General features: G+C 64.4%; 23 protein-coding genes. 9 read left to right on the forward strand and 14 right to left on the reverse strand.

Annotated features, from left to right (window positions below):
• Nucleotides 1-10: 10 nt before the first annotated feature.
• From malE to CSQ95_RS05030, 7 genes are all read left to right on the forward strand, one after another.
• A complete protein-coding gene (malE, locus tag CSQ95_RS05000) occupies nucleotides 11-1231 on the forward strand; it encodes a maltose/maltodextrin ABC transporter substrate-binding protein MalE (RefSeq protein ID WP_180278956.1) in 1221 nt (406 codons plus the stop codon).
• Between the two features lie 147 nt (nucleotides 1232-1378).
• Nucleotides 1379-2890, forward strand: a complete 1512-nt coding sequence (gene malF, locus CSQ95_RS05005; protein WP_071654406.1) for a maltose ABC transporter permease MalF — start codon at nucleotides 1379-1381, stop codon at nucleotides 2888-2890.
• Nucleotides 2891-2900: 10 nt separating this feature from the next.
• Nucleotides 2901-3791 (forward strand): maltose ABC transporter permease MalG, encoded by an 891-nt coding sequence (malG, locus tag CSQ95_RS05010; protein ID WP_070218276.1) that lies wholly within the window; start codon nucleotides 2901-2903, stop codon nucleotides 3789-3791.
• Between the two features lie 2 nt (nucleotides 3792-3793).
• On the forward strand, nucleotides 3794-5440 hold the full coding sequence (locus CSQ95_RS05015; RefSeq protein ID WP_099408723.1) for an alpha-amylase family glycosyl hydrolase: 1647 nt from the start codon (nucleotides 3794-3796) through the stop codon (nucleotides 5438-5440).
• The gene (locus CSQ95_RS05020; RefSeq protein ID WP_099408724.1) at nucleotides 5437-6348 is read left to right on the forward strand and encodes a carbohydrate kinase family protein; all 912 of its coding nucleotides are present in this window, start codon (nucleotides 5437-5439) and stop codon (nucleotides 6346-6348) included. Before CSQ95_RS05015 ends, CSQ95_RS05020 begins: the two co-directional genes overlap by 4 nt.
• Before the next feature lie 94 nt (nucleotides 6349-6442).
• The gene (locus CSQ95_RS05025) at nucleotides 6443-7729 is read left to right on the forward strand and encodes an O-acetylhomoserine aminocarboxypropyltransferase/cysteine synthase family protein (RefSeq protein WP_099408725.1); all 1287 of its coding nucleotides are present in this window, start codon (nucleotides 6443-6445) and stop codon (nucleotides 7727-7729) included.
• A gap of 43 nt (nucleotides 7730-7772) precedes the next feature.
• Nucleotides 7773-8765, forward strand: a complete 993-nt coding sequence (locus CSQ95_RS05030) for a GyrI-like domain-containing protein (protein ID WP_218963579.1) — start codon at nucleotides 7773-7775, stop codon at nucleotides 8763-8765.
• Nucleotides 8766-8783: 18 nt separating this feature from the next.
• Here the strand turns inward: CSQ95_RS05030 and CSQ95_RS05035 are convergent, their stop codons facing one another.
• Entirely contained in the window at nucleotides 8784-9587 is an 804-nt protein-coding gene (locus CSQ95_RS05035) for an SDR family oxidoreductase (RefSeq protein ID WP_099408727.1), read from the reverse strand.
• A 165-nt stretch (nucleotides 9588-9752) separates the two neighbouring features.
• Between CSQ95_RS05035 and CSQ95_RS05040 the strand changes: the two genes are divergently transcribed.
• On the forward strand, nucleotides 9753-10331 hold the full coding sequence (locus CSQ95_RS05040; protein WP_099408728.1) for a TetR/AcrR family transcriptional regulator: 579 nt from the start codon (nucleotides 9753-9755) through the stop codon (nucleotides 10329-10331).
• Here CSQ95_RS05040 and CSQ95_RS05045 read toward each other — a convergent pair.
• The 9 genes from CSQ95_RS05045 to CSQ95_RS05085 form a co-directional block, all read right to left on the reverse strand.
• Nucleotides 10288-11331 (reverse strand): AAA family ATPase, encoded by a 1044-nt coding sequence (locus CSQ95_RS05045; RefSeq protein WP_099408729.1) that lies wholly within the window; start codon nucleotides 11329-11331, stop codon nucleotides 10288-10290. The two genes, CSQ95_RS05040 and CSQ95_RS05045, sit on opposite strands and share 44 nt — an antisense overlap.
• Nucleotides 11328-12707, reverse strand: a complete 1380-nt coding sequence (locus CSQ95_RS05050) for an AMP-binding protein (protein WP_099408730.1) — start codon at nucleotides 12705-12707, stop codon at nucleotides 11328-11330. The genes CSQ95_RS05045 and CSQ95_RS05050 overlap by 4 nt, the downstream gene beginning before the upstream one ends.
• Complete coding sequence (locus CSQ95_RS05055; protein WP_180278957.1) at nucleotides 12704-13297, reverse strand: hypothetical protein; 594 nt, start codon at nucleotides 13295-13297, stop codon at nucleotides 12704-12706. The genes CSQ95_RS05050 and CSQ95_RS05055 overlap by 4 nt, the downstream gene beginning before the upstream one ends.
• A gap of 126 nt (nucleotides 13298-13423) precedes the next feature.
• On the reverse strand, nucleotides 13424-15205 hold the full coding sequence (locus CSQ95_RS05060) for a VWA domain-containing protein (RefSeq protein WP_099408732.1): 1782 nt from the start codon (nucleotides 15203-15205) through the stop codon (nucleotides 13424-13426).
• Nucleotides 15202-16173, reverse strand: coding sequence for a hypothetical protein (locus tag CSQ95_RS05065; RefSeq protein ID WP_099408733.1), 972 nt, complete (start codon nucleotides 16171-16173; stop codon nucleotides 15202-15204). Before CSQ95_RS05065 ends, CSQ95_RS05060 begins: the two co-directional genes overlap by 4 nt.
• A 9-nt stretch (nucleotides 16174-16182) precedes the next feature.
• Nucleotides 16183-16650, reverse strand: a complete 468-nt coding sequence (locus tag CSQ95_RS05070; protein WP_143449906.1) for a hypothetical protein — start codon at nucleotides 16648-16650, stop codon at nucleotides 16183-16185.
• Nucleotides 16651-16652: 2 nt separating this feature from the next.
• Nucleotides 16653-18233, reverse strand: a complete 1581-nt coding sequence (locus tag CSQ95_RS05075; protein WP_099408735.1) for an AAA family ATPase — start codon at nucleotides 18231-18233, stop codon at nucleotides 16653-16655.
• 75 nt (nucleotides 18234-18308) lie between these two features.
• Nucleotides 18309-18920: a glutathione S-transferase gene (locus CSQ95_RS05080; RefSeq protein ID WP_099408736.1), complete on the reverse strand. Its 612-nt coding sequence runs from the start codon at nucleotides 18918-18920 to the stop codon at nucleotides 18309-18311.
• Nucleotides 18917-19774 (reverse strand): alpha/beta fold hydrolase, encoded by an 858-nt coding sequence (locus CSQ95_RS05085; RefSeq protein ID WP_099408737.1) that lies wholly within the window; start codon nucleotides 19772-19774, stop codon nucleotides 18917-18919. Before CSQ95_RS05085 ends, CSQ95_RS05080 begins: the two co-directional genes overlap by 4 nt.
• 99 nt (nucleotides 19775-19873) lie before the next feature.
• On the opposite strand from CSQ95_RS05085, the gene CSQ95_RS05090 reads away from it, so the two are divergent.
• A complete protein-coding gene (locus CSQ95_RS05090; RefSeq protein ID WP_099408738.1) occupies nucleotides 19874-20758 on the forward strand; it encodes a LysR family transcriptional regulator in 885 nt (294 codons plus the stop codon).
• On the opposite strand, the gene CSQ95_RS05095 is transcribed toward CSQ95_RS05090, so the two are convergent.
• The 4 genes from CSQ95_RS05095 to CSQ95_RS05110 are packed head-to-tail and all read right to left on the reverse strand — an operon-like array spanning nucleotide 20755 to nucleotide 24583.
• Nucleotides 20755-21273: a hypothetical protein gene (locus tag CSQ95_RS05095; RefSeq protein ID WP_143449907.1), complete on the reverse strand. Its 519-nt coding sequence runs from the start codon at nucleotides 21271-21273 to the stop codon at nucleotides 20755-20757. The genes CSQ95_RS05090 and CSQ95_RS05095 overlap by 4 nt on opposite strands.
• A gap of 2 nt (nucleotides 21274-21275) precedes the next feature.
• A complete protein-coding gene (locus CSQ95_RS05100) occupies nucleotides 21276-22424 on the reverse strand; it encodes an ABC transporter permease (protein WP_099408740.1) in 1149 nt (382 codons plus the stop codon).
• A complete protein-coding gene (locus CSQ95_RS05105; RefSeq protein ID WP_099408741.1) occupies nucleotides 22421-23602 on the reverse strand; it encodes an ABC transporter permease in 1182 nt (393 codons plus the stop codon). The genes CSQ95_RS05100 and CSQ95_RS05105 overlap by 4 nt, the downstream gene beginning before the upstream one ends.
• 6 nt (nucleotides 23603-23608) lie before the next feature.
• On the reverse strand, nucleotides 23609-24583 hold the full coding sequence (locus tag CSQ95_RS05110; RefSeq protein ID WP_099408742.1) for an HlyD family secretion protein: 975 nt from the start codon (nucleotides 24581-24583) through the stop codon (nucleotides 23609-23611).

The following is a 24583-nucleotide window of genomic DNA, read 5'->3' on the forward strand; positions in this document are numbered from 1 at the left end:
GGAGATTGACATGTCCTTCACGCACCCGAAACGCAGCTTCATCAAAACCACCCTGATCGCCGCCGCCCTGGCCGGCATCGGCAACCTGGCCGCCGTCAGCATGGCGAACGCGGCCGAAGCAGGCACCCTGTTGATCTGGATCAATGGCGACAAAGGCTACAAGGGCCTGGCCAAGGTCGGCGAAGAATTCACCAAGAAGACGGGCGTCAAGGTCGTCGTCGAACACCCGGAAGATGCGCCGAACAAATTCCAGCAAGCGGCCGCCGCCGGCAAGGGCCCGGACATCTGGATCTGGCCGCATGACCGCATCGGCGGCTGGATCGACGCAGGCTTGCTGCAACCAGTAACGCCAAGCAAGGAAGCGCGTGCCGCCATCCTGCCGCTGGCCTGGAACGCATTTACCGTGGGCGGCAAGACCTGGGGCTACCCGATCTCGATCGAAGCCGTCGCCCTCGTCTACAACAAGGACCTGGTGCCGACCCCGCCAAAAACCTTCGAGGAAATCGCCGCGCTGGACAAGAAACTCTCCGCGCAAGGCAAGAAAGCCATCCTGTGGGATTACACGAATACCTATTTCACGTGGCCGCTGCTGGGCGCGGGCGGCGGCTTCCCGTTTGAAGTCAAGTCCGACGGCCGCTACGATGCAGCGAAAACGGGCGTGAACAATGCCGGTTCGCAAGCCGGCGTGAATGCGCTGATGAGCCTGATCAACAGCGGCGCCATGCCGAAGGGCGCGGGCTACGCGGAAATGGAAGCGGGCTTCAACCAGGGCAAGATCGCCATGATGATCAACGGTCCATGGTCGTGGGACAATGCGCGCAAATCGAAGATCAATTACGGCGTGGCAACGATTCCTACCGTGGCAGGCAAGACGGCCACCCCATTCGTGGGCGTGCTGGGTGCGATGATTTCGAAAGCCAGTCCGAACAAGGACCTGGCGACGGAATTTCTGGAAAACCAGATGCTGCAGCTCAATGGCCTGAAAACCATCAACGCCGACGTCCCGCTGGGCACGCCAGCTAATAAAGTGCTGTTCGCGGAATTGAAAGCCAATCCGAACATCCAGGCGACGATGGAAAGCGCCCAGGCGGGCCGCCCGATGCCGAACAACCCGGAAATGGGCCGCTTCTGGTCGTCGATGCAATCGGCGCTGGAAAACATCACCCAGGGCCGCCAGACGACCAAGGATGGCCTGGATGCGGCGGCGAAGCGGATTACGACCGCCAATTAATTAGCTTTAGGTAGGTCGGATTAGGCCCGAAGGGCCGTAATCCGACAACATTGTTGGCGGCTGATGTCGGATTACGCGGCGCAGCCGCTAATCCGACCTACGCCACCACGCTTGACATCCAGCATCCATCTTCACAGGTATCCCATCGTGCGCAAGTTTATCGGCCCTACGGTATTGACCATCAGCATGGCGCTGGGTCTGTATCTGCTCTTCATGTTGTACATTTCCGGCCAGACCATGCTGGCCGCCGTTTTCCTCGGCTTGCTGACCCTGACGACGTTTGTCTTCACGTCGCCGCGCGCCTATGCCTACCGTTACCTGTTCCCCGGCATCACGGCGGTAATCGTCTTCGTGCTGCTGCCGATGGTGTACACGGTGTCGATCGGCTTTACCAATTTCAGTTCGCGCAACCTGCTCACCTACGACCGGGCCACGCAATACCTGCTCGACGAGACGCAGCGCGTGGAAAGCGCCGGCTATGCCATGACCGTGCATGCCGACAACAAGGAATACCGCTTGCGCCTGGAAAGCCCGGACACGGGCGAAGTGCTGCTGACGCCGCCGCTAGCCCTGAAGCGCGCCGTCCCGCTGAAGGTGGACGTGGCGCCGGCTGACCCCGTGCAGGCGCCCGTGCTGGCCCCTGCCCTGCCCATCAAGGACATCATCGCCCTGCAAAAGGACTTGAAGCTGCTCACCCTGGTCCTGCCGAACAGGATCGAGCTGCGCATGGTGGGCTTGCGCGAATTCGGTCCCGTCGCGCATGTCTACAAGCAATTGCCGGACAAGACCCTCAAAAAAGTCGCCACGGGCGAACTCGTGACGCCGAACTTCAAGACGGGCTTTTATGAAATGCCGGACGGCACCAAACTGGAACCGGGCTTCAAGGTCAATGTGGGCTTTGCCAACTTCGTGAAAATCTTCTCCGATGAAGCGTTCCGCGGCCCCTTCCTGCGTATTTTCGTCTGGACCATCGTCTTCGCCCTGATCAGCGTGGCCACCACGACGGGCCTGGGCATGGTGCTGGCCGTGCTGCTGAACTGGGATGCGCTGCGCTTCCGCGGCCTGTACCGTACCCTGCTGTTCCTGCCATACGCCGTGCCCGGTTTTATCTCCATCCTGGTCTTCAAGGGGCTGTTCAATAACAACTTCGGCGAAATCAACCTCGTGCTCGATGCCTTGTTCGGCATCAAGCCCGCCTGGTTCTCGGACACCACCCTGGCCAAGGCCATGATCCTGATCGTCAACACCTGGCTCGGCTACCCCTACATGATGGTCGTGTGCATGGGCCTGATCAAGGCGATCCCGTCGGACCTGTACGAAGCCTCGGCCCTGGCCGGCGCGGGACCGCTGACGAATTTCTTCAAGATCACCCTGCCGTTGATCATCAAGCCGCTGACACCGCTGATGGTGGCCAGCCTGGGGTTCAATTTCAATAATTTCGTGCTGATCAGCTTGCTGACGGGCGGACGTCCCGATTTCCTCGATACAACGTTACCGGCCGGCACGACGGACTTGCTCGTGTCCTACACCTACCGCATCGCGTTCGAGGATTCCGGCCAGAACTTTGGCCTGGCCGCCGCCATCTCGACCCTGATCTTCTTCCTCGTGGCCGCGATTTCGCTGGTCAACATGCGCCTGACGCGCATGAACAAAGCATAAAGGACAGCATATGGCTATCGTTGTCGACCGTTCCAACCGCTGGCGCATCCTGGCGGCCCACGTCGCCGTGATCGCCCTGATCGCGCTGGTGATGTTCCCCTTCCTGATGATCCTGTCGATTTCATTACGCCCAGGCAACTTCGCCTCGGGCAGTTTGATCCCGCCCGAGATCAGCTTCGAGCACTGGCGATTGGCGCTGGGCATGTCCTACCAGGCGCCCAACGGCGCCCTGGTCGAACCGGACTTCCCCGTGCTGCTGTGGCTGTGGAACTCCATCAAGGTGGCCAGCATGAGCGCCACCGTCACCGTGCTGCTGTCGACCACCTGCGCGTATGCGTTCGCGCGCATGCAGTTCCGCTTCAAGTCGCAGACGCTGTCCGCGCTGATGCTGCTGCAGATGTTCCCCGCCGTGCTGGCCCTGGTGGCCATCTACGCCATCTTCGACGTGCTGGGCAGCTACGTGCCGTGGCTGGGCATCGACCACCACGGCAGCCTGGTGCTGGCCTACACGGGCGGCATCGCCCTGCATATCTGGACCATCAAAGGCTATTATCAAACCATCCCCGTCGAGATCGAGGAAGCGGCCAAGGTCGACGGCGCCACGCAGTGGCAGGCCTTCGTCTACGTGCTGCTGCCGATGACGGTGCCCATCCTGATGGTGGTGTTTTTGTTGTCCTTCATCGGCGCCATCATCGAATACCCGATCGCGTCCGTGCTGCTGCATGAGCAGAACAACCTGACCCTGGCCGTCGGCTCGAAACTGTTCCTGTACGAGCAAAAATACCTGTGGGGCGACTTCGCCGCGGCGGCCATTTTGTCCGGCCTGCCCATCACGGCCGTATTCCTGCTGGCGCAAAAATGGATGATTTCCGGCCTGACGGCCGGCGGCGTGAAGGGCTGACCATGCGACGCTCCCTGACCACGCTGGCCGCCCTGTTACTCAGCGCTTCGGCGCAGGCAGGCAGCTTCAGCTTCGCTGACAACCCCATCGTCTACTTTGCCGTCACGGACCGTTTCGCCAACGGCAATCCCGGCAACGACCACAGTTACGGCCGCGCCGCCGACCCGCAAGGCGGCGACGTGGGCAGCTTTCACGGCGGCGACATCGCCGGCATCACGCAGCGGCTCAAAGCCGGCTATTTCAAGGAACTGGGCGTCAACGCGCTGTGGATCACGGCGCCGTACGAGCAGATCCACGGCTGGGTGGTGGGCGGCAAGCAGCAATTCCAGCACTATGCTTACCACGGCTACTGGGCGCTCGACTACACCACGATGGACGCCAACATGGGTACGCGCGACGAGCTGCGCGAGATGATCGCCACGGCGCACGCGCAAGGCATCCGCGTGCTGTTCGACGTAGTGCTGAACCATCCCGGCTATGCGGACTTGCGCACCCTGGCCGAATACAAGGTGCCCGTGCTGTGGCCCGGCCATGACAAGGCCGCGCTGCGCGATTATCACAGCTTCATCGACTACAACAACTTCGAATTCAAGCAATGGTGGGGGCCGGACTGGGTACGTGCGGGCCTGCCCGGCTATTCCGATGGCGGCAAGGACGACTACACGATGCAGCTGGCCTACCTGCCCGACTTCCGCACGGAGAGCGGCAAGGCCGTGGGCTTGCCGCCGATTTTGCAGCGCAAGACGGACACGCGTGCCGTCGCCCTGCCCGGCACCACGGTGCGCGGTTATCTGGTGCACTGGCTGGCCGACTGGGTGCGCGAATTCGGCGTCGACGGTTTCAGGGCCGACACCGTCAAGCACGTGGAGCCGGCCAGCTGGCTAGCCCTGCGCGCGGCGGCCACGGAGGCATTACAAGACTGGAAAACGCGCCATCCAGAACAAAAGATCGACGACGCACCGTTCTGGATGACGGGCGAAGCGTGGGGCCATGGGCCCGAGCGCAGCAGCTGGTTTGATGCCGGCTTCGACTCGATGATCAATTTCGACTTTCAACACCGCGCGGGCGGCGACTGGAAAAGCATCGACGGCGTGTACCGCCAGTACGCGGGGCTGCTGGCCAAGCGCATTGGCAATGAGCCCCATTACGACATCCTGTCGTACATCTCCTCGCACGACACCAGCCTGTTCCCGCGCGATCAATTGAAGCACGGCTTGTCCGCCCTGCTGCTGGCGCCGGGCGGCGTGCAGCTGTTCTATGGCGATGAAAGCGCGCGCCAGCCTGGCACGGCGCCCATCGGCGACGAACAGCAGGCCACGCGGTCAAGCATGAACTGGGGCTCGCTCGATGCCGCCACCCTCGCGCATGCGCGCAAGCTGGGCCAGTTCCGCCTGCGCCACCCTGCCCTGGCGCGCGGTGAACACCGGTTCATCAACGACAAGCCGTACGCCTTCGCCCGCGTGATGGATGGTGACGCCGTCATCGCCGTGCCCGAGGCGCAAGGCGCGCTCTCACTGAAGGTGCACGGCGTGTTCGCCGATGGCACCCTGCTGCGCGACGCCTACACCAATCAAACCTACATCGTCAAAGATGGCACCGTCGCGGTGAACGCGGCCGGCACCGCCCTGTTAGAAAAGGCTGCACCATGAGTACCTATGACATTTTAGTAGTTGGCGGCGCCGGCATCGACACGATCGTGCGCGTCCCCGACCTGCAATTGCCCGTGGCCGATTCGCTGCACGTGCCCCCCATCCGCGACTACGTGGCGCACACGGGCAATGGCGTGGCGCTCGGTTGCCACGCGCTGGGCCTGCGCTGCAAGTTCATCGACTTCATCGGCGACGATGCGCAAGGCGCGGCCATTCTGCAGCGCTATAAAGAGACCAAACTCGATTTTTCACACCTAGTCGAACCCTCGGGCACGCGGCGCAGCGTCAACCTGGTCGACCCGCAAGGGCGCCGGCTGTCGCTGTACGACGGCCGCCACCCGGAAGACGTGCGCATGCCGGCCGCTTTTTATCTTCCCTACCTGGGACCGGCGCGCCACGCGCACTTTTCCATCATGGGCTGGGTGGCCGCACTGTTTGACGACGCCCAAGCGTGCGGCACGACGGTGTCGACCGATTTGCACGACTGGGATGGCGTCAACCCGCATCACAAGGTATTCGCGCTGCGCGCCGACCTGGTGTTTCTCAGCACGGCGGCGCTGGGCGAGCGTACGGAGTCCGTCATGCGCGAAATTATTTCGCAAGGCTGCGCGCAGGCCGTGATCGCCATGGCCGGCGCGCACGGCGCCTACCTGCTGGAACGGGGCAGCGCGTCCGTGCGCCACACTCCGACAGCGGGATTGAAGCTGCCCGTGGTGGACACGAATGGCGCGGGCGACTCGTTCGTGGCCGCGTTTTTGCACGCCTGGCTGGCAGGATTGCCGCTCGACGAAGCCATGCGCCACGGCGCCATCGGCGGCGCGTTTGCCTGCGCCCAGCATGGCACGCATGAACGGTTTATCAGCCAGACGGAGCTGCATGACTTATATCAAGACCGCACTAGCTTATGACTTAATATTCTATCAAGCGTAGCAACGAGCTAACGGGCGCATGGCACAATGGCTGCGGATTTGACCACCGCAGCCCATTCGAACCGGAGACCACATGAGAATCGAAACCCTGGCCGTGCACGCCGGCTACACCCCCGACCCGACCACCAAGGCCGCCGCCGTCCCCATCTACCAGACGGTGGCCTACGCCTTCGACAATGCCCAGCATGGCGCCGACCTGTTCGACCTCAAGGTCGCCGGGAACATCTACACGCGCATCATGAACCCCACGCAGGACGTGCTGGAAAAGCGGGTCGCGGCGCTGGAGGGCGGCGTGGCCGCGCTGGCCGTCGCTTCCGGCATGGCGGCCATCACTTACGCGATCCAGACGATCGCCGAAGCGGGCGACAATTTCATCTCCGCCAGCCAGCTGTACGGCGGCACCTACAACCTGTTTGCCCACACCCTGCCGCAGATCGGCATCGAAGTGCGCTTCGCAGACGCGCGCCAGCCCGAGACCTTCGCCGCCCTGATCGACGCGCGCACCAAGGCCATCTTCTGCGAATCGATCGGCAACCCGCTGGGCAATGTGACGGACGTGGCCAAGCTGGCCGAAATCGCGCATGCGCACGGCATCCCGCTGATCGTCGATAACACTGTGCCGAGCCCCTATCTGTTCCGCCCCATCGAGTATGGCGCCGACATCGTCGTCCATTCGCTGACCAAATACCTGGGCGGCCACGGCACCACCGTGGGCGGCGCCATCGTCGACAGCGGCAAATTTCCGTGGGCCGAACACAAGGAGCGTTTCAAGCGCCTGAACGAACCGGACGTGTCCTACCACGGCGTCGTCTACACGGAAGCGTTCGGCCCCGCCGCCTTCATCGGCCGCGCGCGCGTCGTCCCGCTGCGCAATATGGGCGCGGCCATTTCGCCCCTCTCCGCCTTCCAGCTGATCCAGGGCATCGAGACGCTGGCCCTGCGCATGGACCGCATCTGCGACAATACGCTGGCCCTGGCCAAGCACCTGAAGCAGCATCCGAAAGTCGCGTGGGTCAATTACGCGGGCCTGGAAGACCACCCGGACCACGCGCTGGTGAAAAAATACATGCACGGCCGCGCCTCGGGCATCCTGTCCTTCGGCCTGAAACTGGCCGCCGGAGAAGATCCGCGCGCTGCCGGCGCCCGCGTGCTCGACGCCCTGCAGCTGTTTACGCGCCTGGTCAACATCGGCGACGCCAAGTCGCTGGCCACCCACCCGGCGTCCACCACGCACCGCCAGCTCAATCCCGAGGAACTGGCCAAGGCGGGCGTGTCCGAAGACATGCTGCGCCTGTCCGTCGGCATCGAGCATATCGACGACTTGCGCGAAGACCTGGAACAGGCCTTGAACGCAGCCTGAGGCACACGCCACCCGGAGGGGAGTTCATGCCATAATCGGCGGCATGTCTTCCCCTCCTATTCCCCCTGAACAGCGGGCGTCCGGGCTGTTCCGCGCCGAATATGCGCGCCGCATGAACGCCGTGCTCGACCATATCGACCGCCACCTGGACACGCCGCTGGACCTGGCCCAACTGGCCGACGTCGCGCACTTTTCGCGTTTTCACTTTCACCGCGTATTCGCCGCCTGGATGGGCGAAACCTTGGGCGATTATGCGCGCCGCCGGCGCCTGGAATCGGCCGCCTTGCGGCTGGCCTGCCGTCCCGGCGAGTCGATACTAGACATCGCGCTGGCGACGGGCTTCGGTTCCGGCGAAGCTTTTGCGCGCGCCTTCAAGCTGAAATTCGGCTGCACACCGACAGCCTGGCGCGCCGGCATTGCCGCGAAAAACGCCGCCATGCTCGCGTCCATGCGCCTGCGCCGGCAAGATAGCAATCCGGATCAGGCCATGCGCAATACCGATCAGGAATACGGACCGAACTTCCAGCACCATGGGCACTCCAATCCACTTGATAGAGAGAGTCCCATGCAAGTCACCATCCTCGACCTGCCGCCCGCCACCGTCGCGTGCCAGCGCCATATCGGCCCCTACGGCCCCGCCATCAGCGCCTTCTGGCGCGACACCGTATCACCGTGGATGCAGTCGCACGGCCTGGGCGACGCCACCTGCTACGGCATCGGCCTTGACGATCCCGCCATCACGCCGCCGGAAAAATGCCGCTACGACGCCTGCGTCGCCGTGCCCGACGGCTTCCAGTCAGCCGGACGCGCCAGCCTCGCCACCCTGCCCGGCGGGCGATATGCGGTGGCGCAATTCAAGGGACCGTCCAGCGCCATCGCCGACGCGTGGACGCGCATGACGCGCGAATGGCTGCCGTCCAGCGGCCTGCAGTGGGACGAGCGCCCCTGCTTCGAGCGATTTTCCGCCGCCACGGCGATGGACCCGGCCACCGGCGAATTCTCTTGCGAGATCTGCATCCCCGTGCGGCCGCTGTAGCTGCCGCACGCGGGCCTGTCAGCCCTTGATGCCATAGCGCGATGCCGGCGCGGCGCGCATCGCGCCCGCGAACAGCGCCAGGCGCGCCGCGTCAAACTGCTCCCACAAGGCCTGCTCTTCGACAGAGGGCAAAGTCACCAGTTCGCCCTGGTCCAGGCCCGCCAGCGCCGCATCGACGCAGTCTTCCGCGCGCATGATGGTGGCCTGGTCCAGCTGCGACAGCGGCACGCCGCTCAACTCCCAGATTTCCGTCGCCGTCGACGCAGGCAGCACCAGCTGCACCACGATGCCCGTGCCGGCCAGCTCCTGCTGCAAGCCCCGCGTGAAATTCATCACATAACCCTTGGTGGCGCTATAGATCGTGCTCACAGGCAGGATGTGGAAGGACAGCACGGAACCGATGTTGATGATGGTGCCCCCGTTGCGCTGCTTGAATTGCGGTAGCACGGCGTAGGTCAGCTCGGCCAACGCCGTCACATTGACCTTGTCCATGGTGGCGATGCCCGCCCTGGCCGTATCGACGACGGGCGCCAGGGTCGAGGCGCCCGCATTATTCACCAGCATGGTGATGGCCGGATTGCTGGCCAGTTCATCGGCCACACGCTGCAGGTCGGCCGGCGCGGACAAGTCGGCCGCCATGGCGCGCACTGCCACGCCATACTTGTCCGCCAGCGACTTGGCCAGCACGCCCAGGCGCTCGACCCGGCGTGCCACCAGGATCAAATCAAATCCGCGCGCGGCCAGGCGGTCCGCATACACGGCGCCAAGGCCGGAAGAGGCGCCGGTGACGAGGGCCGTGCCTTGGGTAGTAACTGCATTCATGATGATTCCTTCTTCAAGATAGGGGGTGGATTGTGTCATCAAGCATGATGATTATCATGCTTATATGCATTAAATATGACGATCATCATGTTTAATAGGTTGAAGCATGACGAACATCATGTATGATGTCAACCATTATTTTTGAACCGCGATCAGGAGCCTGCCATGCGTTATCCCGCCGAAGAAACCGCCGAAAAGCACCAGCGCATCCTCACGGAAGCGGCGCGGCTGTTCCGCGAACAGGGCTTTGACGGCGTCAGCGTGGGACAGATCATGAAGGCGACAGGGCTGACGCATGGTCCCTTCTACAATCATTTCGCCTCGAAGGAAGCGCTGATGGCCGAAAGCACCCGGCACGGCTCGGAGCACTCGCGCGTGGCGCTCGATGCGGCCACGGCCAGTCCGGAAAGCATGCGCCAATACGTGCGCGATTATGTGAGCGCGGCCCACCGCGATGCGCCGGGCCATGGCTGCCTGCTGGCGGCGCTGGCAGGCGACGCGCGCAAGCAGCCTGCCGTGCGCCCCGCCTTCACATTCCACCTGAAATCCATCATCGGCAAGCTGGCGACGCATTTTCCGTGGCAGAGAAAACGCAACCCCCGGCAGGAAGCCATCGTCATGCTGTCGGCCATGGTGGGTGCCGTGGCGCTGGCGCGCGCAATTGACGATGAAGCTTTTTCCGATGAAATCCTGGCGGCAGTCAGCGCAGCGTTTGCGCCGCCAACACTTGCGCCACCTGCCTGACTCTCTCGTCCACCGAACCTGATACATTGACAAAGGTAATCCCCCGCCGCGCCAGCTCGGCCTGATACCACGCATGCTGGCGCGCGCGGAAATCCTCGTCGCGGCGGGTGCCGTCCTGGATGAAGGGGAAATCAGGGGCGCACAGCAGCATAAGGTCATAGCGGTGTTCGGCCAGCTGGGCCAATTCCTGCTCGGCCCTGCCGAACATCTCGACGCAGTAAAAATACGTGGTCATGGGCGAGGTATCGCAAAACAGCCAGCGCCGCGCAACCAGGAGCGCCTGCGCTTCGCGGCGCAGCTGTTCCCGGCCGATCTTCAGCAGATCGTCATAGTGCAATACGCCATCCTGGCGCTCCCATAACTCTCGGCCATATTCGGCCACCCAGGCCGTCTCGAAATACCGCGCCAGCGCTTGCGTCAAAGTCGTCTTGCCGCTCGACTCGCCGCCGAGCACGCACACGCGCGTGACGAAATCGGCGCGCACAACGGGCGACAGGAAGGCGCTGTGCGCATGCGGGTCTTGCCGCACGAGGGTGCCGGACACGGGTACCAGGGTTCTTGCCTGGTCCACGCTCACGTGCGCCACCGCGCCAGCTGCATAATGCCGTTCCAGCACCTGCGCAAAGCCGGGGCCATACTCTTCGCTGGTAAACACGGCATCGACGGGCAAGTCCAGCACCGTCCAGCACAGCCAGCCCATGAAGTGGCGATGGTCGTCGCCATCGGCGTCGTTGTGCGGCAGCGCGCGCGCCGGCACGCCGCGCGCCGCGCACAGGGCGGCCAGGCGCGCATCGTCGAGCACCACGATGTGCGCTTGCGGGAATTGCGCGCGCAGCCACCGTTCCCGGCGCGCCGGTTCCAGGCCGGGAAATTCGGGCTTGGTGTAGCTGACCACCAGCAGCTCTTCGCAGGCGTCTTGCGCACGGTTGATCAACAGTTCATGGCCCTGATGCAGCGGGCAAAATTTGCCGACCACAAGGCCGCGTTTATGGAGCTTCATGCTGCCGCTTCCCGCAAATCCGAGGTGTATTGAATGATCTTGTCTTCCGCCAGCAAGATCTCGACCGTGATGGCGCCGAAAAAAGGCGCGAGCAAGGCGCGAGCACGGTCAGCCTGCGGCATGGCGTTCGGTGCCAGGCGCAGCGCGACGGCGCCGTCGCCATGCTGATGCACGCCGAACAGGGCGATGGCCAACGGTTTCAGGGCATGCGTGATGTCGATATTGTTGATCCACTCGCCATTGACCGTCCTGTAGCGCAAAGGGCTGCGGCCAGCCAGGCCCACCAGCACAGGGCCATGCGGGCCATGCAGCAGCGACGCGTAATCGCCCGTGCGGTAGCGCACGAGGGGCAGGCAAAAGTTAAAACCGCCCGTCACCGTGATTTCGCCGCGCGCGCCATCGGGCACGGGCTGTCCCGCAGCATCGAGGATTTCCACGTACAAGCGGTGCTGCAGCAACACATGGCCGCCCGCCCGCTCGTCGTAGACGGCGACGGGCCCCACCTCGTTGAGCGAATAGATGTCGAGCACGGGGCAAGCAAAAGCCGCTTCCAGCCGCGCGCGCATGCCGGGCAACAGCATCATGGAGACGGACAGCAGCGCGGCAGGCTTGTGCGTCATGGACAAGGTCAGCAGCTCGGCAAACGAGATGGGGTCGCCCGCGATCAGCTCGGGCGCCATGGCATCGAGGTAGCGCGCGCGGTCTTCAGGCTGGCGCCAGTCGTCCACGTGCAGGTTGATCTTCGCCAGGCCCGATTCGTTCATCGTCGGCGTGACGGAGACATAGGTGAAGCAGCGGCGCTGGTGCCCCAGCAGCATCACGCCCACCTGGCCCGCGCCATGGCGCAGGGTCACGCCGAAGCGGCGCAGCGCGCGCTTGTGGAAGGCCAGGTAGCGCCCCGCCACCAGCGGATGCGAGGCGATCAGCAGCGGATGGCCCGTGGTGCCCGTCGTCTGGAAATTGATCATGCGCGCCAGGTCCGCATCGTCGGGCACGAAGGCGGCGATGTCGTGGGCCAGTTCGGCGCGGCTGACAGGCGCCACGTCCGCAAGGCGCGCGGGGGGCGAGCCGCAGGCGCGGTAATACGGCACCGTGGAGTAGGTCGTCCTGAGATAATCCGCCAGCCAGGACGGCGGCGCATCGACGCTCCAGCCGATCGCGGCATCCATGACGTCCTGTTCATAGGCGCGCAGCGCTTCGACTTCCGCCGCCTGCAGCTTGTTGCCGCTGCGGTTGCGGTACCGGGGCGCGCAAGGATGGCTGCGCAGTTTGTCCAGCATGCGCGCGCCCGCCGGCGTCAGGGTGGGACAATAGTCGCGGTCCGATTCCCAGGCGCCGCCCGGCAGGTTGACGTCAGGTTTGCCAGCGAGCGTCATTCGCGCGACCACTTGTCGGCCGACTCCTCGGCCGCCTTTTTCGCCAGCGCCTCGCGGATCTCGCGCGAACGCTGCTCGGCCAGGCGGCTCGCTTCGAGCAGGCGGCGGCGCTCCGTGCCGCTGATGGCAGACAAGCGGTCCGTGGCCTGCGCCACGCTTTCGTCGCGGGGCCGAAAACCCAGGCGCGCCAGCACGATGCGCGCCAGTTCCTCGCGCCGCTCCGGGTCTTGCGTGAACTGGTGCGCGGGCGTGGCGGCGGCCAGTTCGCGCGCCGCCTCGCCCAGCACCTGCAGCAGGTCATGCTGCGGCAACCGCTGTGCGATGAACCACTCGTCGGCCAGCAGCCAGCACAGGATCATGGCCAGCGCCAGCCGGTTGCGGTCCGCCTTCACCTGGGTGCCGATAAAACCCTGCAGTGACGCGGCCGGCGCACGCGCGCCATGCAGCAGCACAATGTCGTTGACCAGCGCGGCCACCGCCACCGCCTGCGCATTGGCAACACCGGCGATACGGGGCTCGGCGAGGAATTCGACTGGCGTGTCGGCCAGGCGGTGGGTTAATATTTCGAGGTGGGGACCGATTTGCATCATGATGTCATTACCTCAACCCAACGGCAAATGCTGGGGTCAGTTCCTTCGGAATCGCAATACGGTCCATTGGACCGTATTGCCCCGCCGGGTCTGACCCCGGAATTTTGCTGCGCATATTCATCTTATTTAACTCTTCACATAATGCCTGCGGCTGAACGCCCGCGCAAAGTCCAGCAAGTCCTCGTAGCGCTCGACGGCGTGGATATCCCAGTCCTGCTCGCGGCGCGCGCGTTTCAGGTCGTCATAGGTTTGCTGCAGCCACTTGCTGGCCGCTGCGCCATCCCAGTCGCGCGCCAGGTTCAGGGCCATGGTGCCGCCCGCGCCGCCCTGGGCCAGCGCCTTGGCGGAAATATCCCAGCCGCTGTTGCCCAGTTCATCCTTGTCGAACATGGTGGTGATGCCATCGTCGGAAATCATCAGGATGTGCGCGGGCCGTTCGCGCTTGCCCGCATAGGTCTTGCGCAGACAGTGGATAGGGAAACAGGTGCCGCCGCCAAAAAACTCCGTCAGCACGCCCAGGATCAGGTCTTCATCGCGCACGAAGCCGGGCGTCTGCATCACCTCGTTCTTGCCGCTCCACAGGGTCACCTGCACTTTCGCGCCGGCGCGCAGGGCGGACAGGGCGATGACGGCGCCGGCCAGGGTCAGGAACGAGGTGTGCGCCTGCGGATTCGGCATGGAACCGGAACTGTCCACGTACATGTCCAGGTCGACGGGCACGGCGTCGATGGCGCGCGCCGGTTCGCGGCCATACACGCGGCGCACGGTCGTCACGCCGGGCACGGGGCGCGGCGACTGCATCACGGATTGCAGCCAGTCGATTTCCTCGAGCGGATCGCCGATTTCCCACGCTTCCAGCCCTTCCATCTGCGGCTCCTGCGACTCGGGCGCGGGGCGGCTGGGAAACGCTACCAGGTGCGGCAAGGCCCGCTCGCGGTAGTAGCGGATGGCGATTTCATGGTCGCTCAGGTCGATGCCCGAGGCCTTCAGAATGTCGCCCAGCTCGAACGGTTCGCGCAGCTGGCCGCCGCCCGGCCTGGCCGGCGCCTCGCCCTGCGGTTCCTCGCCATCGAGGCCCGAGATGCGCTTGTCGTGCACGGGGTGGATGGCGCCGCCCTCCTCGTCATCCTCGATCTGCTGCGCGCCATACGTCTGGCAGCCACGGGCCGCGTCGCGCGTGTCCTGCAGATAGCGGCTCGGGCCCAGGGCGTCCGTATCGTCGACCAGGTAGGGCAGCAGCAAGGTGGCGAAACGGCCCGCCGCCAGCATCCAGTCGTTCGCATACACGCGTATCAGGCGCGCGCCCAGCCAGGCGTCCGTGTCCAGGCGTTCGTCCGCCTCGTTCTCAGCCCCTGCTCCGCCCAGCTCTCCCTTTTCCAGCTGCCACAGGTTTTCATAGATGCGCATGTACAAGGTCCACACGCCGCCGCTGCCCTTGGCGCGCGCTTCCACCGTGCGCCCCTGCTGCAGCTTGCGGTAGATGTCGGCCATGCGCAGATTCGCCTGGCGCTGCAAGCGGTCATTGATGAACAGGTCCGTGTACAGATTGGCCACCATGGGCGCGTGCTGCTCCAGGGTGGGCAAGGCGCGGCGCATGCGCGCCAGCAAACGGAACTGGTCGCCGGCGCTGCCCGGCGCGAGGATATGGTGGCCGATTTCATGGGCGAGGATTTCCAGCGCATAGTCGTCCAGCCCCAGTTCCGTCACCAGCGGCAAGTCCACCACCACGCTCTGGTCCAGCAAACGGATCATGGCGAAGCTGCCGGACAGGCCCTGCTTGCTGGCCTCGACGCGGCTGGCGCACAGGCTGGGGTCACGCAAGCGTGTAAATTTGCTCCACACGGCCAGGGCCTCGGGCCAGGCGGCGCGCCAGGCCTCGATCAGCGCGGTGTCGGCATCGTTCTTCATGCGAGCGGCAGCAGGCGGATCGCGTGCGTCCATGGCGACGTGATGGCGAGCGTATGCGCATTGGCGGCGATGGCGATGTCGCCGGCCGGCACATCGAGTTCGATGCGGCGCGCGCCGATATGCAGGATCGCCCCATCGAGCCGCACGGCCGATGGCGTGCCCGTTTGCGCCTGATCAAACTCCGGCGCCGTGGCGCTGTGCAGCACGGCGCCATAGGCGTCGGCCACCAGCAGGTAATGGCGCTCGCCGCTGCGCACGATAAAACCATCCGCCGCAGCGCGCACCTGCGGCGGCGTGCCGAAGTCGCCACCGAGGCCTGTGAAGCTGCCGAACTCCCTGCCGTCAGCATTGCCGCGCCACGGGTACTCCATCAGCTGCGCATGCACCTGCGGCCATGGCGCACCGGGCTCGCCAAAGGCGGCCAGCGCCAGCGCGGGCGGCAAGGTATCGGCGGCGGCCAGCGCGCCCTGGCGGAAATGCGCGACGCCGGCGCGCCAGGCCAGCACCTGGCCCACTGCGCGCAGCTGCGCCAGCGTGGCGATCTGCGGCGCCAGGGCGGCCAGCTCGCGCTGCCATTGCGCGGGACGCGCCCCCGCCACGGAGGCGATGTGGACGGCGGCGTTGCTGAGCATGCCCAGCACGTCGATGGGCGCCGTCGCCAGCAGCGTTGAAAGCTGCGGTGCCAGCTCGCGCCAGACGGTATTCAAGAACGGGTTTTTCGCCGCCGGACCGGCCAGGCCATGGCCCACCAATTCCAGGGCCATGTCGTAGGCAGCGAGGGTCGCGCCGCCCGCCCGCTCGGGCGCGGCGGCGACCACGGCGACTATCAGCGGATCGACGCCGTCGAGCAAGAAGGCGCCGAAGGCGGCCATGTCGAGCGAGGGAAAGCGCCGACGCGCTTCCGCTGCGCGCGCATTGAACTGGGCGCGGCCCCCGGCAAGTAGCGAGGCAAAGGCAGGAGAGATCATCGCGGCCCCTCAGTCGCTGTGCGAAAAGTGCAGCAGATAGCGTTCATTCCCCAGTTCGAACGCGATCTCGTCCCAGTGGATCGCGTACCAGAAACCGGAGGGCGGCGTCATCGTCACGGCATACGTGGAAAAACCGCCCAGCGCCTCGTCGAGCGATGCGAGGAAGGCGGCCACCAGCTGCGCGCGGAAGCGTCCCGGTGGCGCCGCCTGCATGTGCCGCGACGAGAAAAACCAGCGCTGGCACACCTGCTCCAGATGCGCACGCGCGCACGGCGCCAGCTTGATGTGCCACAAGGGCGCAGGCAAGTGGCGTGCCGGTTCGATGACGTTCAAGGCATAATCTTCGACGCGCAAGCCCAGCGCCGTGGCAAGATCGGGCGCGTCGGGCAGACGTGATAATTCGTAGCTCGCGCACAGGTCGCTCGCCTCGCCATTGAGCATGGCCAGCGCTTCCAGGAAGCCTTGACAGTGCGGCACGCTCATTGCGAACGCAGCCAGCTGCGGTAGTTGGTATAGCGCTGATGCAGGTATTTGAGCTTCAGCAGGTCGTCGTACAGGGGGCCGTACAGCTTGCGCCCCTTCGTGCGTTCGCCGATCAGCTTTTCGATGCGGTTCAGGCGCGCCAGGGTTTCGCGCTCGCTGACGCCATCGAGGCCCAGGTCGAATTCGGCCGACAGCACGCCGACGGGATCGTCGCGGTCCAGGTCCAGGCGGTTGAATTCATCGTTGGACAAGTCGAACAGGCGGCGCAGCCAGCCTAATCTGTCGCTGCGGTAGGCGGCGTTTTCCGGCAGCGCGAAAAACGGCGCGTCCGGGTCCGGCTGCAGCTTGTTATGCAAGACGAAGGGCAGCACCTGGCGCAAGTCTTCCAGCGCCACCTCGCCATTGCCGCGGAAATACGCCATGGCCTTGGCGTAGATCATGAGCGCCATCAGGGTGCGCACGGAGATGCCGTTCAAAGTCTGGCAACCGAGGTCCTTCAGGCGGTCGCGCCCATTGTCGGCAGCCTGCGCGGCGCCCCGGTCGGCGCCCGCCAAACGGGCCGTATCCTTGGTCATGTATTCGAACTGGCCGCCGGCCGTCTCGAACAGCTCGAACTGGCTGGCAAAAAATTCCAGGCGGCGGCGCACGGCGTCGGGTATGCCCACCTGGCGGATCGCCTCGCCGATCTGGTCGACCTCCCCTTCCGTGAAGATGATATCGGGCGGCACCAGCTCTTCGGGACGCACGTTTTCTTCCACGCGCAGCAGCAATTCGTTCAGGAAGCGCGGGTTGAAGGCCAGCGCCTGCACCGTCACGTCGACCCGGTCGCGCAGCGCCTCGATCACCTGGTACGTGCCGCCGCCCTGGTCGTCGTTGGCCGTCAGGTACCAGGCCGCTTCCGGGCACTCGTAAATATGGTTCAGCACTTCCGCGTAATTGTCGCCCATCACGGTGAGCAGCGCGCTTTGCGTGCGCGTGGGGATGCGGTTGTATTCATCGACGATCTTCACGCGCATGCCCAGCCAGGCGCGCCAGGCGATGCGGATATCGTCCATGCTTTGCGCATTCACCAGGTCGGCCGGTAAGGGATTGCCGAGCAAATCGGCCACCGTCATCTGCGGGTGGCCATGCTGCATCGCGCGTTTCACCTCCTTGACGGTGGAACCGGCCAGCACGCCCATCAGCAGGGCGCTGGCCGTCTTGCCCCGCCCCGGCCCGCCCACAAACAGGCATTTGCGGCGCGTGGCGAACGTCAGCAGGGGCAGCAAAATAAAACTCGAATAGCTTTGCGCCGACGGCAAATTCAATGTACGGCGGCTGTCGCCCACGGAATACGTCTGCGACGGGCCGTCGTTGTACTCGATGTCGTAGTGGGGGCTGATGATGGCATGGTTGACGATCCAGAAATACGCCTGGCGCAGCTTTTCATCGAAAGGCCGCGCTTGCGCCTCGCCTTCCGCTCCCAGCGCGATGGGGCCCTGGTACAGGTCCGCCACATCGAACTGCCGCACGGCGGGCGCGGCCTTGGGCTTGGTGGGGGCCTGGGACAGGCGCTGGAACAGGTTAAAAGACGGCATGGCAATACTCTTCCATTAAGGAAATGAAATTATTGCACAAGCCACCTGCAAGCACCGGTTCGGATGAAAAGCAGCTCAGCCCGCCATCGGCGTGGCCAAAAATACCGGCTGCTGCTCGGCCAGCGCCGTCAAAGCGGCCACGGCCGGATAATCGCTGGCAGCCATCACGTCAGGCACCATCTGCTGAGCAAAACTCCAGGCCACCGCAATGGTGATGCCGGCAATACTCAAGCAGTCTGGCGCCTCTTCGCGCAATGACGCTTCCAGCTGCGCCCAAGCCCCATGCAACTGCAGCTGGATGCGGTCCAGCCAGGGCTGGTGCTGCTTTTCCTGCGGGCGCAAGCGCCGTTCATAGACGATCTGCACGGCTTTGTCACAGGCTGCCAAAGCATAGCTGGTTTGGCACAGCGCGCGCAGGCGTGCCGGACCCGGCTCCGGCTCCGGCCTGATGCGGGGAGCATGCGCGGCCAGTTCCTCCAGATACGCCAGGATCAAGGTCGACTCCATCAGCACCCGGCCGTCGTCCGTGACCAAGGTCGGCACTTTGACGGCCGGGTTGATGCTCCGTACCTGGTTGAAATCGGAAAACACCGACAGGGGCCGGTGTTCGTGCTCCAGGCTCAGCACTTTCATACCGATGGCAACGCGCCTGACGTAGGGCGAATCGAGCATTCCGATCAATATCATGGTCTTCTCCTCTCCATCTGATGAAGAAACGTGATGACTTGCGCCGCGACGGGCAATGGCGCGTCTTCCATCAGGAAGTGCCCGGCCTCGTCAAACAGGTGCAAGGTGGCGCCGGGAATATCGCGCTGCAGGCGATGGCCGTAAGCCACCGGCTGCCACTCGTCCTGCTGGCCCCATAATACCTGTACCGGCACTGTCAACTGCGGCAGTCTTTCGGCAAAGTCCATCGTATAGCAGGCGTTATAGTGCGCCACCTGGTGCTGGTAGAACGAGGGCTGGCCCAGCACGCCGCACAGCGGCTCCAGGTAGCACCGCAGAAGCTCGCCCTGCATCCTGTCCTTGTGAAAAACGGCCATGCCCAGCTGGCGCGCCATCGTGCCGCGATGCTCGCTGGCCGGCGTCAAGGCACGCCGGGCGAAATCATCGCGCAGATGCTTCCAGGTGGGCGACGGCCACGAATCGTAGCTGGGCGCGTCGGCGATGCTCAAGCTGCGCAGGCGCGACGCGTGGTCGAACGCCAGGCGCAGCGCAATGGCGCCGCCGATATCGTGGCCGAACAAATGGGTGGCCGGCAGTTGCCAGTGGTCGAGCAAGGCTGCCAGCAAGGTCACCTGCGCCGCTACCGAGGTATCGGCCTCGACGGGCCGCTCCGACCGTCCAAAGCCCAGCAAGTCATACAGGTGCACTTGGAAACCGGCATCGACGAACAGCGGTACCAGTTCGCGCCAGATAATGCTGTGCGCCGGCGTGCCATGCACCAGCACCAGCGGCGTGCCTGCGCCATGGATACCGGTGGCGATACGGTGGCCGTGGATCAGGGCGTGGCCATTCAACAGCAGTTCTTGACTCGTCATCAGATGTCCTTTTGTTTGCAGAACCTGCAGGTTAAGGCTTGACTGGACATGACGCCAGTGACATTCTTTTGCTCTTCAATACAACTTTTGTCATAACTCATGAATTTGCGCCTATCCGTCGATGCCCTGCGTGTGTTCAGGGCAGTGGTACAAACCGGCAGCATGAGCCAGGCCGCCAGCATGCTGCATCTGAGCCAGTCGGCCGTCAGCTGGAAAATCAAGCGACTGGAGCAGCAGCTCGATTGCCAGCTGCTGGCGCGCAGCGGCGGGCTGTTTGGCACGACCGACCAGGGAGCCGTGCTGCTGCGGCACGCCGTCAACATACTCGATGCCCACGATGATGCCGTCGCCCATTTTTCGCCATCGGCGATGCATGGCCGGCTGCGCATCGGCGTGACGGAGCAGATTTCATTGACGGACGTGTGCGCGGTGCTGTCGCAGTTCTCGCATCACCACCCCAAGGTGGACGTGCAACTGGTGGTGGAGCAAAGCCAGGTATTGCGCGAACGCTTTGCCGACGGCGTGTTCGATGTGATTTTGCATCAGGATTTTGCCGGCATGGCGGCGCCGGCCGACACACTGTTATGGACGGAAACGCTGCATTGGTGCGCTGCCACGGCAGAGCAGACTTTGCCGGGCGAGACCGTCAAGCTGATCACCTACGGGCCGCACTGCTTTTACCGCCGGCTGGCCGAGGAAAAGCTGGGTCAGGCCGGCATGGCCTGGAGCGTGGGCCTGGAATGCCCGTCGGTGGCGGGCGTGCTGACCGCGATTGCCGCCGGCCTGGGCATGGCGGTGGTCAATGAACGCAACCTGGGCCAGGGCGTGCACCGGCATGCGGCACTGGAACGGCTGGTGCCGCTACCCCGTGTCGCCAGCCTGCTGCGGGCCAATGACAACCTGCCCGACCCCGTGCGCGACGGTTTTTGCCAGCTGCTGCTGGCAGCATTGCAGAACAAGAGGCATGATGGATCCCGTCTCTAGCGATGCGGCCAGAGCAGGTCAACCTTCTTGTCGTCGGTCAACCACCAGCGCTTTCCGTCCTTGCTCTTGTGCACACCGAATATTTTCTGGTAGTTGTAGGTCTTGCAGTGCAGCTTCAGCCAGGCGTGGTAGTAGTCATCAAGAAAAGCGCTGAATATCTGCTGGAAGCGTGGTTCGTTGGCGTCTTTTTCGGGCAACTCGAAGCGACCTATCCTGGCAACGATGTGCGCGATGTCCGTCCTGCTGACACCGTCGAATTTCACGGGATCGGGCAAGGCGATCCTGAACGCCAGCACTTCCGCGCCCTCCTCTTCCCACCACTCGCGCAAATTGAAGCGGGAAATATCTTTTCCGCTTAGTGCCTGCAATTGATCCGCGAGTCTGTCGTATTCGGCGTTGTCGTCGTCGCCATGTGCGTCACAGAACTGCGCATAAGCCTGTATCGATGCCAAAATCGTGGCATATCTTTCTTCCGCCACAGCCAGTGGGGGCTCCAGCGCTTTCTCTGGTTTCATGCTCATCCTTGTTTGATGGCGGGTGCTGGCGCCTCGGCGCGCCAGCGCCACCAGCCCAGCGCCACGCTGGCCAGCAGCAGGGCCAGCAAGCCCGCCACTTCATGGCGGATTTCATACAGCGACGCGCCCATCTGGTTGAGCGCGACAAAGCCCTGGATGCCGGCCGTGGACGGCAGCAGCCAGCGCAGCCATTGCAGCACGACGGGCATGGACGACACGGGCCAGGTCAGGCCCGCGAGGAACAGCACCGGCATCGAGGTGGCGATCATCAGCTGCGTGCCCCGTTCGCGCGTGCGGAACAGCATGCCCAGCAGCATGCCGAACGCCGCTTCCGCCAGCGAGAACAGCACCAGCAGCAACAGCATGCCGCCGAAGTTACCGCCACGGGGGTAATCCTGGAACCAGAAGACGAAGCCGAAGAAATAGCAGCAATTGAGGAAAGCGACGCAGGCAAACGCCAGCAGCATGCCCGCATAGCCGCCCGCCGTGCGCCGGCCGGCCACAGGGAAGCTCTTGCGTTGGTACCAGGTGCCGAACAGCAAGGTCATGCCGATCAGCAAGGTCTGCTGCACGATCAAGGTCGCCACGCCCGGCACGACATACGCGCCATAGCCTTCCTTGACGTTAAACAGGGGCACGGCATCGAAGGCAATGGGCGAGCGCTGCTGGTTGGCCTGCACGGTCGATGGCGTGCCCGCCCCCAAGCGCTTGAGCTCAATGCCGGCCGACACCGTGCCCACCACTTCCGCCAGGCCGTTCAAGGCCACCTTGTTCAGCATCAAATACAAGCCATTGCCCGCCACCTGCGCATGGGCGGCGCGGCCGGCCAGCACGTCCGTCTGCAAACCGTCGGGAATGATCAGCACGCCCATGACCTGGTCGCGCCACAATAAATCCTGCGCGACGGGCAAGTCCGGCGTGACGGCCACGACTTGCAATGAGGGATGGGCCATGGCGAAGCGCGTGAGCTGGCGCGACATGGCGCTGCGGTCCTGGTCGACGACGGCCACGGGCACGCGCTGGACGATTTCCGTCGAGTATGGCAAGGGATAGAAGAAGGAATAGATGATGCCGCCGATATACAGCAAGGTCAGCGCGCCCTTGTCCGTCAGCATGGCGCGCCAGGTGGCGATAAAAGCCGGCCAGATCATGCGCGCCCCCAGGCCGCAGGCATATTCGCGCGGCGCGCCAGCAGGAATACGCCCACGACGCCGCAGCCGACGGCAAAGCCGGCTAAAATCAGCATTTCCTGCACGCCATAACGCCACGGTGCGCCGGCCAGCCAGTATTTCGTTTGCAATTGCAGATAGTGCGTGAGCGGCAAGGCTTCCGCCCAGGCGCGCGCCGGTGCCGGCATGGCCATCAGGGGAAAGGCCTGGCCCGCGAACGCGAAGGCCGGTGCGGTAATAAATGCCGCGCCCGACAGGGCCAGGCGCAGGGACAGGGTGGCGCCGATCAGCAAGGTGGCCAGGCCGCAATACGCGAGCACCAGCAGCAGCATGCTCAGCAACAGGGCCGGCAAGCTGCCCGCCACGGCCCAGCCTCGCGCCAGGCTGAAGAACAGCAAGTACAGCAGCGCCAGCGCGCAGTAGGCGATCACGGGAAACAGCAGCTTGGCGCCGATGGCACGCAGCCAGCTGCCGTTGGCCGAGGCCAGCCATTGCGGCACCGTGCCGTCGCGCAACTCGCGTCCGATGGACGTGACGACGGCGACGACGATGAAAATCTGCAGCATGGCCGGCATCAGGGCCAGGGTCAGAAACGCTTCATAGCTGGTGTTTTCATTGTATAGGCTGTTCAGTGTCGTGCGGATCGGTTCGAACTGGGCCGCCGCCTGCACGCCCGACATGCCTTTTTTTGCGCGCGCCGTCATTTCGATGCCGGCCGACAAGGTCGTGCTGACCGTGCGCACGTCGCGCAGCAAGGCGCCCGCGTGCGAGGAAAACTGCGCGTTGTACAGCCATTGCACGGTGGCTTGCCGGCCGCCCAGCAGTTTCTGTTCGAAATCGTTGGGGATCAGCAGGTAGCCGAACGCCGTACGCTCGCGCAGCCGGTGCAGGGCTTCGTCGCTGGACGCCACCTTGGCCGCCACCGCGATGCCGGGCGAAGCGTCGAGCCAGCGCGTGAGCTGGCGCGACAAGGTCGAGTTGTCGTTATCGATGACGACGATGGGCAAGTCGCGCGCGATGCCGGCGGAAAACACCAGCCACAGCATGCCGCACAGCGCGACGGGAATCCAGCTGAGCATGCCGAAGTCCCAGAAGTCGCCGCGCAGCCGCGCCCACTCGCGCGCCAGCGCAGAAACCGGCCCCTTATCCGCTTCGTTCATCGCGTATCAGAGCGGTGGAAACACGACCGACATGCCCGGACGCAAGCCCTCGACCTTGATGGCCGGGCGCAGCCGGATTTCAAAGGTGCGCAAGTCCGTACCGCCCGGGCGGGCCGCGCGCCACGTGGCGAAATCGGGCAGCACGGCCACGGAACTGACCTTGAAGCTCACTTGCTGTTTCAAGGCCGGCACATTGGCCGTATGCGTGCTGCCCATGGCAAACGCGGCCATTTCATCTTCGCGCACCTGCAGCACGGCCCAGGCGTCATCGAGGTTCACCAGGGTGATCACGGGGAAGCCTTGCGGCGCCAGTTCACCGGGCTGTATCTGGATCTTGCTGACTTGCCCGGCCACCGGGGCGGCGATCTTCGTCTCCGCCAGGGCGACCTGCGCTTCCGTCAGCACGGCGCCCACCTGGCGCGCCTGGGCGGCGGCGGCCGTCTTGTCTTCCGGACGGGCGCCTTTTTGCGCCATGTCATATTGCGCGCGGGCCGCTTGCGCCAGCTGGTCGGCGGCGCGCCATTGCGCTTGCGCCTCGTCACGTTTCTGCTGCGCGATCACGCCTTGCTCGTACATATTGTTGACGCGGGTGTACGTGGTCCTGGCGATGGTGGCGCCCGTTTGCGCCCGCTCCCAGTTGGCTTTCGCGGCGGCGATTTCTTCAGGACGCGCACCCGCTTGCGCCTTTTGCGCCACGGCATCGGCTGCCTGCGTGGCGGCCGTCGCTTGCGCGACCTTGGCATCCACTTCAGGACTCGTCAGCTGGAACAGCAGCTCGCCTTTCGGCACCGTCTGGCCCAGCTTGACGTAAAGCTGGCCCACCCTGCCTGGCACTTTCGACGAGACATTGACTTCCTGCGCATCCATCTGTCCCTGCAAAGGCAGGCGCTGCGGCTGGAACGCCTGGTACAAGCCCCAGCCCACGAAGCCGAGGACGATGATGGCGGCGACTATGGCCAATGGTTTTTTGGAAGTGCTCAT

The organism is Janthinobacterium sp. BJB304 (genome assembly GCF_002735765.1).
GTDB lineage: Bacteria > Pseudomonadota > Gammaproteobacteria > Burkholderiales > Burkholderiaceae_D > Janthinobacterium.